Annotated in this window: 7 protein-coding genes; all 7 read left to right on the top strand. The window is 59.8% G+C overall.

Annotation, left to right across the window (positions count from 1 at the left end; genetic code table 11):
* The first annotated feature begins 5 nt into the window (after nucleotides 1-5).
* The 7 genes from flgK (at nucleotide 6) to rfbC (ending at nucleotide 12,618) form a co-directional block, all read left to right on the top strand.
* Complete coding sequence (gene flgK, locus ACQ4MY_RS20090; RefSeq protein WP_440096253.1) at nucleotides 6-2,066, top strand: flagellar hook-associated protein FlgK; 2,061 nt, start codon at nucleotides 6-8, stop codon at nucleotides 2,064-2,066.
* 13 nt (nucleotides 2,067-2,079) lie between these two features.
* Nucleotides 2,080-3,645: a flagellar hook-associated protein 3 gene (locus ACQ4MY_RS20085; RefSeq protein ID WP_440096252.1), complete on the top strand. Its 1,566-nt coding sequence runs from the start codon at nucleotides 2,080-2,082 to the stop codon at nucleotides 3,643-3,645.
* Nucleotides 3,646-3,740: 95 nt separating this feature from the next.
* Nucleotides 3,741-7,313, top strand: a complete 3,573-nt coding sequence (locus ACQ4MY_RS20080) for a glycosyltransferase (protein WP_440096251.1) — start codon at nucleotides 3,741-3,743, stop codon at nucleotides 7,311-7,313.
* 175 nt (nucleotides 7,314-7,488) lie between these two features.
* Nucleotides 7,489-9,921: a calcium-binding protein gene (locus ACQ4MY_RS20075; RefSeq protein ID WP_440096249.1), complete on the top strand. Its 2,433-nt coding sequence runs from the start codon at nucleotides 7,489-7,491 to the stop codon at nucleotides 9,919-9,921.
* Nucleotides 9,922-10,223: 302 nt separating this feature from the next.
* Complete coding sequence (gene rfbF, locus ACQ4MY_RS20070) at nucleotides 10,224-10,997, top strand: glucose-1-phosphate cytidylyltransferase (protein WP_008077084.1); 774 nt, start codon at nucleotides 10,224-10,226, stop codon at nucleotides 10,995-10,997.
* Nucleotides 10,979-12,061, top strand: coding sequence for a CDP-glucose 4,6-dehydratase (gene rfbG, locus ACQ4MY_RS20065; protein ID WP_008077083.1), 1,083 nt, complete (start codon nucleotides 10,979-10,981; stop codon nucleotides 12,059-12,061). The genes rfbF and rfbG overlap by 19 nt, the downstream gene beginning before the upstream one ends.
* Complete coding sequence (gene rfbC, locus ACQ4MY_RS20060) at nucleotides 12,058-12,618, top strand: dTDP-4-dehydrorhamnose 3,5-epimerase (protein WP_440096248.1); 561 nt, start codon at nucleotides 12,058-12,060, stop codon at nucleotides 12,616-12,618. Before rfbG ends, rfbC begins: the two co-directional genes overlap by 4 nt.
* The last annotated feature ends 71 nt before the right edge of the window (nucleotides 12,619-12,689 follow it).

The following is a 12,689-nucleotide window of genomic DNA, read 5'->3' as shown; positions in this document are numbered from 1 at the left end:
GAACCATGAGTTTGCTCAACATCGGGATGTCGGGTTTATCCGCTAGCCAATCTTCGTTGATGGTGACCGGCAACAACATTGCCAACGTCGATACGGCCGGCTACTCGCGCCAGCAAACCGTGCAGAATTCAAAAAGCTCGATTCAGAACGGCAACCTCTGGATCGGCACCGGTACCACCCTGGCCGACGTGCGCCGGGTGTACAACAGCTACATCGACGCCCAGTTGCAGACCACCACCTCGCTCAACAGCGATGCAGCGGCGTATCTGGGGCAAGCCACCCCACTGGACAAGTTGTTGTCCGACAGCGGCACCGGCCTCAATGGCGCGCTGACCAAGTTCTTCGCCTCGGTGCAGAACGTCAACGCCAAGCCGGGTGATGATGCTTCGCGCCAACTGCTGCTCAGCGATGCGCAGGCCTTGAGCGCGCGTTTCAACTCGGTGTCCAGCCAGTTGAATGCGCAGAACCAGGACATCAACGGCAACCTGTCGAGCATGGCCGACCAGGTCAACAAGCTCGCTGCGACCATCGGCCAACTGAACCAGAAGATTTCCGAAATCTCCAACGCCGGCGGGCAGCCCAACGAGCTGCTCGATGCGCGTAACGAGACGATTCGTCAGCTGTCGACCTTCACCGGCGCACAGGTCGTCGAACGTGACGGCAACATGGACATCTACCTGGGTAACGGTCAGCCGCTGGTGATGGGCAGCACGGTCAGCAAGCTGGAAGTCACGCCAAGCAAAACCGATCCATCGCGCATGGCCCTGCAGCTCAATAACGGCTCCAGCACCATCGACATCACCTCGGGCATCACCGGTGGCGAGATTGGCGGCCTGCTGCGTTATCGCAGCACCGTGCTCGACCCGGCAATGAACGAACTGGGTCGCGTCGCGCTGGTCGTTGCCGATCAGATGAACACGATTCAGGCGCAAGGCATCGACAAGAACGGTGACTTCGGCGGCAACCTGTTCAACAGCATCAACACCGCTGCCAACATGTCTTCGCGCAGCACCGCCACGATTGGCAACAGCGTCGGTTCAGGCAAATTCGATGTCAGCATCGAAGACACCGGCAAGTTGACCATCAACGATTACAAAGTGACTTTCACCAGCGCCACGGACTACACCGTGCAGCGTCTGCCGGAAGGCACCGCGATGGGCGCGTTCAGCACCACCACCAACCCACCACCGGTCATCGACGGCTTCTCGTTGAAACTCACCGGCGGCACGGCAGCGGCGGGCGACACGTTCAAGATCACCCCGACCCGCAATGCCGCCACCAACATCAAGACCGAGATGACCGACTCCAAACGTCTGGCCATCGCCGCTCCGTTGGGCGCCGCCATTGCTCCGGGCGGTAGCGGCACGCTGTCGATTCCGGCCAGCGGTCAACCGACCCTGACGACCCAGTTCGACATCTACGATGCGACGACCACCACCGCGATGCAGAACGGCATGAAGTATTCGACGCCGGTCAAAGTGGTGTTTGGTGATCCGTCGGCCGATGGCACCAGCCAGGGTTATCAGTTGCTGGATGCCAAGGGTGGCGTGCTCAGCAGCGGCACCATCAAGCCAGGACAAAGCAATACCTTGAGCCTGAGCATTCCGCTCAAGGACTCGACCGGTGCGGCGATTCCGCCAGCGCCTGCGACTCAGTACTCCGTCAGCTTCGACATGACCATTGCCGGCTCTCCAAGCTCGGGTTCGGCGATCAACGTGTCGCTCAGCCAGCCCGGCACGCTGGACAACCGCAACGGCACCGCACTGGCTGATTTGCAGACCAAGCAAACCGTCGACACCGGTTCGGCCAGCAAAGGTATTTCCCTGACCGACGCCTACGGCAAGCTGGTCGAAGGCGTGGGCGCCAAGGCCGCCCAGGGCAAACTCGACAGCGCCGCCACTGAAGCGATCCTCGCCAACGCCAAAGGCGCTCGCGATTCGCTGTCCGGCGTCGACCTCGACGAAGAAACCGGCAACCTGGTCAAGTTTCAGCAGTACTACACCGCGTCCTCGCAGATCATCAAGGCTGCGCAGGAAATCTTCAGCACACTGATCAACAGTCTTTAAGGAGTCGTAAACCATGCGCATTTCTACCGGCCAGTTTTACGAGTCCTCGGCAGCCAACTATCAGAAAAACTTTGCCAACGTGGTCAAGAGCAGCGAAGAGGCAAGCAGCCTCGTGCGCGTCAACACGGCGGCAGATGATCCGGTGGGTGCCTCGCGTCTGCTGCAATTGGGTCAACAGGCTTCGATGCTGGATCAGTACGAAACCAATGCCACCACCATCAAGGGCACTCTGGGTACAGCCGAATCGGTCATGACCAGCATCACCAACGTCCTGCAGCGCGCCCGTGAATTGGCTGTCGGTGCCGGTAACGCCGGTTACACCGACGCCGACCGTCAGGCGACTGCTTCGGAGCTGGGGCAGATCGAAGAGCAACTGCTCAGCCTGATGAACAGCAAAGATGAAAACGGCAAGTACATTTTCGCCGGTTCCAAGGGCGACACCGTTCCGTTCTCCCGCAACGACGACGGCACCTACAGCTACAACGGCGACCAGGTGACCCTCGATCTGGCGATTGGCGACACCATGAAAATGGCCACCAACGTCACCGGTTGGGAAGCGTTCCAGCAAGCCGTCAACACTAGCCGCAGCCAGGTGTCCATGACTGCGCCGGCCGTCGATGATGGTCGCGTGACCCTGTCCAATGGCCAGGTGTCCTCGAGCGTGACGTATAACAGCAAGTTCCGCAGCGGCGAGCCGTACAACGTGTCGTTCGTCAGCGGTACGCAGTTGAAGATCACCGACTCGGCGGGTAACGATGTGACCGCCGAAGCCAGCCAGGGTGGTACGTTTGATCCGACCAACAAGGCCGGTCAGACCGTCAGCTTCCGCGGCGTCGATCTGAACCTGAACATCAATCTGCAGGCGGGTGACGTGCCTGGCACAGTGTTGCCGGGCCACACGTTCACGTTGGCAGCCAAGCCGGACAGCTTCACCGCTACCCGCAGCCCGGGCAACCCGTCTTCGGCTCAGGTGACTGGCAGCAGCATCAGTGACCCGGCGGCGTATCACGCCAGTTTCCCGACCGGTTCGGCGGTGATGAAATTCACCAGCGCCACCGCGTTTGATCTGTATGCCGCGCCATTGACGGCCGACAGCAAGCCAGTATCCAGCGGTACCGTGGTTGCAGGTGTTGCTACCGCATCGGGCGTGAGCTTCAATCTGACGGGCACCCCGGCGGCAGACGACCAATTCAGCGTGGCCGTCAACACCCACGAAACCCAGAACATTCTGGACACCGTGAGCCAGTTGAAAAGCGTGCTGAACACGCCAACCAATGGTGATCCGATCGCCACGCAGAAATTGCAGGCAGGTCTGGCTTCCGGTCAGGCCAACCTGGCCAGCGGCACCGATCAATTGTCCAGCGCGATCAGCTCGGTCGGTGGTCGCGGCGCCTCGCTGGTCACCCAGAGCGATACCAACCAGTCGCTGGTGCTGGCCAACGCGCAAACGCAATCGTCGATCCGTGACTCGGATCCGGCCGAAGTGATGACTCGCCTGACCCTGCAACAGACCATGCTGCAAGCTTCGCAACTGGCCTTCAGCAAGATTGCGCAACTGGGCTTGTTCAACAAGATCTGAGTCGTGCCTGTCGAGTTGCCAACCGTCTTTTCCTAAGCGGTTACGGGGTCTCTGCCTGAACAGGGCAGGGACCCGCCGCTCGAGAGTTACCCGCCGTGAATCAACACCCCCTCGTCAGCATCGTCATCCCCGCTTGCAATCCGCGCTTCTTTGAACAGGCGTTGATGAGCGCCCTCGCGCAGACTTACGAACATCTTGAAATTGTTGTCTGCGATGACTCTGCGGATGAGCGTATTCGCGACATCGTCGAATCGTTTGTCGAGCCGGCGTGCCCGGTCCGTTACCTGCGTAATCCGCAGCGTCTGGGCTTGCAGAAGAATGTCTTGCGTTGCATCGAAGAGGCGCAGGGCGAGTTCGTCAAAGTGTTGTGCGATGACGATCGGCTGTTCGCCCCGAGCATTGCGCTGCAGGCCCAGGTGCTGGTGGAGCACGCTGACGTCAACCTGGTGTGCGCATTGCGTATGTTCAGTGATGCGGGCAATTTCATCCTGCCGCCACGGGTCGACAACTGCCGTTTTTCGCCCCAGGACGCCGTACTGAAAGGTGAAGACATGCTGGCGATTTTTGCCAGCACACCGAAGAATTTCATCGGTAATTTCAGCTCGACACTCATGCGTCGCGCCGATGTGCTGGAGCTGTTGCCGTCGCTGATTCAAGAAGGTGCCGGGTTTGTCGCGATGCTCGATTTCGCCTTGTTCGTGTGCCTGCTGCGTCGCGGCAACATGGCGGCCTTGAGTACGGTGTTGAGCACCGAGCGGCTGTACCCCGAGCGCTTCAGTAAGACCCCCGAAATGCTTCGCGCTGCAACCGTCGAGTGGACGTGGCTGACGCAAATGCTGGCCGCCCGCACGGGTGAGGCGGCGCCTGCGTCGGGCTGGGTGCGTTACATCGAACTGAGCAAAATCAACGGCCCGCTGCATGCCTGGGAAGAACTGTGCGTGGCGCGCATTCTGGGTAATCGCAACACTGTGGTGAACGGCCGCGTCGGCGGTAGCAGTGAGAGCTACGCGGATTTCTATCGCGAGTGGCTGGCGATCCGACGCTTTTCCGACATTGAGCAGAAGCTCCTGCCGCAACGCATCGACCGCTGGGCCTCACGCGCGAAAATCGTGCCGATCATCATCGACAGCGGTGCCGATGCCGGGGCGCTTGAGGTCACCCTGGCGAGCCTCGACGCCCAGCTCTATTCTGCGCAAGCGGTGTTGCTCTTGTCCGATGCGATGTGCCCGGCCCGTGAGCGGGTTGTCCAGTTACCGTTCCAGCAGGATTGGGCGCGCCAGCTGAATGCCGTGGTGCCGCAACTGGAAGGTGCCGACTGGTTTTATCTGCTGCATGCGGGCGATCGGCTCAGCGAATCTTCCCTGCTGATTCTGGCCGAGCGCATCAGCGCCTCGCAACACATGCAGTGCGCCTACAGCGATGAAGGCGCATTGATCGGCGGTGAGTCGATTGATCCGGTGTTCAAGCCCGACTTCAATCTCGATCTCATGCGTGCCTATCCGTATGTCGGGCGCACGCTCGCGTTCGCGTGCCAGGGCTTTATCGAGCACGGCGGTTTTGACCCGGTGCAAGGTGAGTTGGCGCCGCACGATCTGCTCTGGCGCCTGGTGGAAGCCGCCGGGCCCCAAGCGATCGAGCACATTGCCGAGATTCAACTGGAGTCGAGCCTGACGTACGCCGACTGGCTGTCGTTGCCTGCGGTGATAGAGCGCAACGCGGCGATGGTTTCCGCGCATCTCGACCGTATCGGCGTGGCGCATGCCATCCGCCACGACGCCTTGCCGTTGATCAATCGCGTCGATTATTTTCTCGAAGGGCAGCCTAAAGTCTCGATCATCGTGCAGGCGGGCGATGCGTTGTTCGCCTTGCAGCGTTGCGTCGAAAGCGTGATCGAGCGTACCGCCTACGGCCATTACGAGATCCTGATCGTTGACACCGGTGCCGGCGACACAGCCATGGGCGAATGGCTTGATGCCATGGCTCAGCTGGGGGCAGCGATGTTGCGGGTGGTGCGTTATGCCGGCGATGCGAACGACGCGGCCATCCGTAATTTCGCCGCCGAGCAAGCCTCGGGTGAATACTTGTTGTTGCTCAGCGCACACAGTGTGATTTGCGAAGGCGACTGGCTCGACGAGTTGCTCAACCATGCGCGACGTCCGGAAGTTGCCGCCGTCGGCGCGAGGATTCTCGGGCCCGACGGTTCAATTGTCAGCGCGGGGATGATTCTCGGGTTGGCGGGGCCGGTGGGCTCGCCTTTTTATGGCGAGGACGCAGCTTCGCGCGGCTACATGCAACGTCTGCATGTCACGCAGAACTGGAGCGCGCTCAGCAGTCACTGCCTGATGCTGCGCAAGCAAGTCTTCGAAGAGTTGCAGCAGTTTGACGAGCAGACTTTCAGCCTCGGCCTGAGCGATGTCGACCTGTGTCTGCGTGCCGGTCAGGCGGGCTATCTGCTGGTCTGGACGCCTTACGCCAGCGTGGTCCTCGCGCCGCACGCAACACCTGCAGCGGGGGCGGCCACGGCGGCGCTGCGCGAGCAGGAGCAGGAAACCTTCTATCGTCGCTGGCTGCCGAAGATCGCCAAGGACCCGGCCTACAGTCCGGCGTTGAGCCTGGGGGTGTCGAGCTTCAGCCTGGAGCCGTCGTTGCGCGATAACTGGAATCCGTTCTGCAGCCGTGATTTGCCGCTGGTGCTCGGGTTGCCCGTGAACAGTTCGGCCGTGGGTTTTTATCGGGTCACGGCCCCTTTGAGTGAACTTGAAGCTGCCGGCCGAGTGATTGCCCGGGTGGCATACGAGTCACCCTCGACCGTCGAGATCGAACGCCTTTCACCGGACACCATCATCCTCCAGGGCCGCTACAGCGAGGGCGCTGCCGGGGACATTCTGCGCATGAAGAAATACTCCGGCGCATTACGTATTTTCGAACTCGACGACTACATCGTCAGCGCGCCGAAAAAGAACACCCACGCGCGTAATAAACCGGTCAATACCGAACAGATGTTGCGCGAGGGCATCGGCCTCTGCGATCGCGTGGTTGTCACCACACAGCCACTGGCCGATGCGTTGTCGAGCATGCACAGCGAGATTCGCATCGTGCCGAATATGCTCCCGCCTGATCCGTGGGCGACCTTGACCAGTCAGCGTCGCACCTCGAAAAAACCCCGCGTCGGCTGGGGCGGTGGCACCAGTCATACCGGCGATCTGGAAATCATTGCCGACGTCGTGCGCGAGCTTGCCAATGAAGTCGAGTGGGTGTTCTTCGGTATGTGCCCGGAGGGATTGCGCCCCTATGTGCATGAATTCCACTCGACCATCGGCCTGCAAAGCTACCCGTTCAAACTGGCGAGCCTGAATCTCGATCTGGCCCTGGCGCCGTTGGAGTTCCACATCTTCAACGACTGCAAAAGCAACCTGCGCCTGCTCGAATACGGAGCCTGCGGCTACCCGGTGATCTGCACCGACACCGAGGCCTATCGCGGCCATTTGCCGTGTACCAAGGTCTACAGCAACAGCACGGCCGAGTGGTTGCAGGCGATCCGCATGCACCTGGCCGACCCGGACGCCAGTTACCGCATGGGTGATGAACTGAAAGAGGCGGTGCACCGCGATTTCATGTTGCGCGGTGACAACCTCAATCACTGGCTGTGGGGCTGGCTGCCGGACTGATCCGAGGTCGGTGGTTACGAAAAAACGCAGGCAACTTCACGGTTGTCTGCGTTTTTTTTTGCCTGTACCTCAGCCTTCGATATTTTCGGTCGATAGATGACAGATGTTCGTCCATTCGAATGCGTGAGGGATCGCATCAGGGACAGGTTTCAACCACAACGCAGGGAAGACACACATGGCTGTGATCAATGGAACGAGTGAAACGGATTCTCTTCTGGGTACCACTGAAGATGATCAACTCTATGGGATGGAGTCGGATGATTTTCTGATTGGCAGCAAGGGCGCGGATCTGCTCGATGGAGGAGAGGGGTTCGACACCGTGTATTACTACGGTGATGGCGTAGAGTCTGTGCACGTCGAGTTCAACAACGGCGTGTTGGCTGTGAGCGGTGGTGATGCTGATGGCGACACGCTGGTCAACATCGAAAAGGTCGTTGGCACCTATGGGCGTGACACGTTCGTCGGCAACTCTGCGGGTATTACCTTTGATGGCTATCTGGACGATGACCTGTACATCATCGGCAGTGAAGGGGTGACCGTCATTGAGGTTGAGGGTGGTGGCTACGATGAGATGCAGACCTCCCTCAATACGATCAAGCTTGACGCATACGTTGAAAAACTGGTGTTTACCGGCTCGGGTGATTTCACTGCCTACGGCAATGAATCCGACAACGTGATCATCGGCGGCGCCGGCAATGATGTGTTGCACGGTGGTGCGGGTGCCGATGAGTTCTTCGGTGGCGCAGGCTTTGATATGGTCAGCTACGCCGACAGTGATGAAGGCATCATTTTGAACCTGTCACTGGGTGGCGGGGTGTCGGGCATTGCAACGTCTGACCGTTACACCGACATCGAAGGGTTTCGTGGTTCGGACTTTGACGATGTGTTTATTTCAGGTGATACGCCCACCGTGTTTGACGGCGCCGAAGGCTACGACATCGTCGATTATTCGAGTTCCGCAGAGGGTGTAAATGTCGAATACCGCGACGGAATTTTCCTGCCCGGTGTGGGTGGCAATGCCGAGGATGATGTACTGCTGAATGTGGAAAAAATCGTCGGTAGCTATTCGGCGGATCATTTCACCAGCAACACGGCCGGGGTCATTTTCGACGGCGGAATGGGCGATGATGTCTACACCGTCGGGGTTGCCGGTGTGACCCTTGTCGAGGCGCAGGACGGCGGTACCGATTCGCTGTTCACCAGCCTGACAACGATGACCCTTGATCCGTTTATCGAAAACCTGACGTACACCGGTACAGCCGACTTTACCGGTTACGGTAACGCCGAAAACAACGTGATGATCGGCGGCAGCGGCAATGACCTGTTCTTTGGCGGCGCGGGAGGTGACGCATTCAATGGTGGCGAGGGGGTCGATACCGTCAGCTATGGCGACAGTGACCAGGCGGTGGCTATTGATCTGACTTGGGGAGGTCACGGTACGGGGATTGCCCAGGGTGATGCCTACCTGGATGTCGAAAACTTTCGCGGCAGTCAGTTTGACGATGTCTTCTACGCGACACAGGCGCCATGGCCGACGTTCGACGGCGCCGAAGGCCGTGATCTGGTCAGCTTCAAGTATTCGATGATGGGCGTGACGATTGATTTGCGTGCCGATGCGCCACCTGATCGTGATGGCTACTCTGCTGCGCATTTCACCAGCATCGAATTGTTTGAGGGCAGCGATCAACGTGACAGCTTCATCGGTTCCAGCGCCGATGACATATTCATGGGCGGCGGCGGCAGTGACTTGATCGACGGTGGGGAAGGGCTGGACAGCGCCTGGTATATCACCAGTGCCGAAGCGGTAACCGTCAACCTGCAAACCGGTATCAACCAGGGCGAAGATGCACAGGATGATCAACTGACCAGCATTGAATGGGTGATGGGCAGTCATTTCAATGATGTCCTGACCGGCAACGATGCGGGCAACTACCTGGAGGGCGGGCGCGGCAGCGACCTGATTTATGGTGGCGAGGGTGCCGATCATCTCTATGGCGGTCTGGTCTCCAATATCGGCCCGATCAGCCTTGCAGGCGTGGCCGACGACGCGCAGGCGGACATGCTTTACGGTGGCGCCGGCGACGATGTGATCCAGAGCGCGGAAAACGACCTCGGTACCCAGGCGTTCGGTGAGGCTGGCGACGACAGCATCAGCGTGGTCAACGGCATGGCTGATGGCGGTGTCGGCCGCGACGTGCTGACGGGCAGCGGTAATGCCTACCAATTGTTTGGTGGCGACAACCAGGATCGACTGGTGCTCAACCTGCCGGGGCAAAACGCTTCCGGTGGTTTCGCCGATGGCGGGCAAGATGACGACACTTACGTGGTGAACACGACAGGGTTGGTGACTATCCAGGACAGCGGAAATAGCCTGAACGATACCCTCATCCTCAACGCGATCGCCAATGCCAGCCAGTTGAGTGTCAGCCGGATCGGCGATGACGCTTATTTGCACAGTGCCAATGATGGCAATACCGGCATCCCTGTCAGTGGCGTCAAGCTGCAGAACTGGTACGCGAATGGCAACACCATCGAACACATTCAGACGGCTGACGGGCAGGTCTACGACTTGCCAGCCACCGGCGATGCGTTTGCCATGTTCGGCTGATCGGCTGATCGGCTGATCGGCTGATCGGCTGATCGGCTGGATAGCTTCAATTCGATAATGTGAACGCTGCATTGATCAAGGGACGAATCCACTGTCGGATTCGTCCCTTTTTTATGCCCGGGCACGCCACCGACGTAGAGCCTGCGCAGCTGGCGCGTTTCCTGCAAGTCCTCCTCAAATCGCCATAAAACGAGCGCTCGCGGCCATTCCAGCGGTGCCCGAATCGGCAAAAGGTTTAGCCAGCAGGCCCGCGAAGCTCAAGAAAGCTGCGCGCAGCCCGGTGAAGAACAAGAGGGGAGACGATGAAGGCAGTTATTTTGGCGGGTGGCCTCGGCACGCGCATCAGTGAAGAGTCGCACCTCAAGCCCAAACCGATGATCGAGATCGGCGGCAAGCCAATTCTCTGGCACATCATGAAGCAGTATTCCGCCCATGGAATCCACGACTTCGTGATCTGCCTTGGCTACAAGGGCTATGCGATCAAGGACTTCTTCGCCAACTACTTCCTGCACACCTCCGACGTCACCTTCAACATGCGCGAAAACCGCATGGACGTGCACCAGAACTACAGCGAGCCGTGGAGCGTCACGCTGGTCGACACCGGTGAGGAAACCATGACAGGTGGCCGTCTATTGCGCACGGCGCCGTACCTGAAAGACGAAAAAGCCTTTTGTTTTACCTACGGTGATGGCGTCTCGGATGTCGATATCGGTGCACTGCTCAAATTTCACGAAGCTCATGGAAAAATGGCCACGGTGACGGCTGTTCAGCCACCAGGACGCTATGGCGCCCTGCAACGTACCGGTGATCAGGTCATGGGGTTCACTGAAAAACCCCGTGGCGACGGTGGCTGGATCAATGGTGGTTTCTTCGTTCTGTCGCCGCAGGTTCTGCCCTACATTGCGGGTGATTCGACCAGCTGGGAAGCCGAACCGTTGATGCAGTTGGCCGAGCTTGAGCAACTGCGCGCGTATGAGCATTCGGGCTTCTGGCAGCCGATGGACACCTTGCGCGACAAGAACCATCTCGAAGCACTGTGGCAGAGCGGGGAGGCCCCATGGAAGCAATGGGACTAAGCCCGCAATTCTGGCAGGGCAAACGTGTACTGGTGACGGGCCACACTGGCTTCAAAGGCAGTTGGCTGACGCTCTGGCTGCAAAGCCTGGGGGCCGACGTCACCGGTTTCGCCCTCGATCCGTCGACCGAGCCGAGCCTGTTCGAACTGGCCCGGGTCCATGAAGGCATCAACGATCAGCGCGGCGATCTGCGTGATCTCGGCGCCTTGCTGGAAATCATTGCCGACACCGAACCGGAAATCGTTTTGCACCTGGCGGCACAACCGCTGGTGCGTGAGGGTTATCGCGATCCGCTGGGCACCTACTCCAGCAACGTCATGGGCACGCTCAATCTGCTTGAAGCGATTCGTCAGGTCGGTTGCGTGCGTGCCTGCGTGCTGGTAACCACCGACAAGGTCTACGCCAATCGGGAATGGCTGTGGCCGTATCGCGAAGACGAAGCCCTCGGCGGCCACGATCCATACAGCAGCAGCAAGGCGTGCTGCGAGCTGTTGGCCCAGTCGTATGGCGCCTCGTTTTTCCCGATCGAAAAGTACGCCGAACACGGTCTGGCGCTGGCCACCGCGCGTGCGGGCAACGTCCTGGGCGGAGGTGATTTTGCCCCCGAGCGCTTGATTCCGGATGTGCTCAAGGCCTGGTCGGCCGATGAACCGGTGACCCTGCGTTATCCGCAAGCAGTGCGCCCCTGGCAGCACGCCCTGGAGCCGTTGGCGGGTTATCTGCAGTTGGCCGCCGGGCTTTACGAGCAAGGTCCGGAGTACGCCGGTGCGTGGAACTTCGGCCCGGGCGAGGCGGACATGTGCAGCGTCGGTGAGGTGGTTGAATTACTTGCCAGCCGCTGGCCGCAAGCGCGCGGCCTGCGCATCGAACCGAGTGAATTGCACGAGGCCGGTCTGCTGCGCCTGGACAGCAGTCGCGCGCGTCAGCTGCTGGGTTGGCAGCCGCGCTGGTCATTGCAGGACTGTCTGACCCAGACCCTCGACTGGCACCTGGCGTGGCAGAACGGCGATGACATGCGCGGCGTCACCTTGAAGCAATTGCATCTGTACCAGGAGCGCTCATGACCGATTTCACACTGCAGGCCACCGAACTGGAAGGCTTGTACCTGATTGAGCAAAAGGTCTTTTGCGATGATCGCGGGCGCTTTGCCCGACTGTTCTGCCAGACGCGCTTGACCGCCCAGGGCCACCCGTTTGCTATCCGCCAGATCAATCACTCGCGTACGGTCGAAAAAGGCAGTGTGCGCGGGCTGCATTATCAGAAAGCCGGGTATGCGGAATCCAAGCTGATCACCTGTGTACGCGGTGCGGTATGGGATGTTGTCGTCGATCTGCGGCCGCAGTCGCCCACCTATTTGCAATGGCACGCCGAAGAGTTGCGGGCTGACGACGGGCGCAGCCTGTTGATTCCGGCGGGGTTCGCCCACGGCTTCCAGTCGTTGACCGACGATTCCGAGGTGCTGTACCTGACGGACGCCGACTACGCGCCGGATCACGAGGCCGGCCTGTCGGTCAACGACCCGACGTTGTCGATCCCGTGGCCGTTACCTGTCAAAAACTTGTCACTGAAGGATTCGAGTCATCCATTGCTCGACAAGGACTTTGCGGGAGTGGCGTTGTGACAAATCCACCAATGAGTGTGCTGGTGACCGGCGCCACCGGTTTTGTCGGCCGGCACCTGGTCAGCGCGTTG

Source organism: Pseudomonas sp. SM4, from assembly GCF_051913165.1.
Taxonomy (GTDB): domain Bacteria; phylum Pseudomonadota; class Gammaproteobacteria; order Pseudomonadales; family Pseudomonadaceae; genus Aquipseudomonas.
The sequence above is the reverse complement of the archived record's forward strand: the minus strand, read 5'-3'. Positions and strand labels throughout refer to the sequence as shown.

What these genes read in the sequence shown, in the direction of transcription:
- rfbF (WP_008077084.1), top strand. Translation starts at nt 10,224, where the DNA reads ATGAAGGCAGTTATTTTGGCGGGTGGCCTCGGCACGCGCATCAGTGAA.
- flgK (WP_440096253.1), top strand. Translation starts at nt 6, where the DNA reads ATGAGTTTGCTCAACATCGGGATGTCGGGTTTATCCGCTAGCCAATCT.
- ACQ4MY_RS20075 (WP_440096249.1), top strand. Translation starts at nt 7,489, where the DNA reads ATGGCTGTGATCAATGGAACGAGTGAAACGGATTCTCTTCTGGGTACC.
- rfbC (WP_440096248.1), top strand. Translation starts at nt 12,058, where the DNA reads ATGACCGATTTCACACTGCAGGCCACCGAACTGGAAGGCTTGTACCTG.
- rfbG (WP_008077083.1), top strand. Translation starts at nt 10,979, where the DNA reads ATGGAAGCAATGGGACTAAGCCCGCAATTCTGGCAGGGCAAACGTGTA.
- ACQ4MY_RS20085 (WP_440096252.1), top strand. Translation starts at nt 2,080, where the DNA reads ATGCGCATTTCTACCGGCCAGTTTTACGAGTCCTCGGCAGCCAACTAT.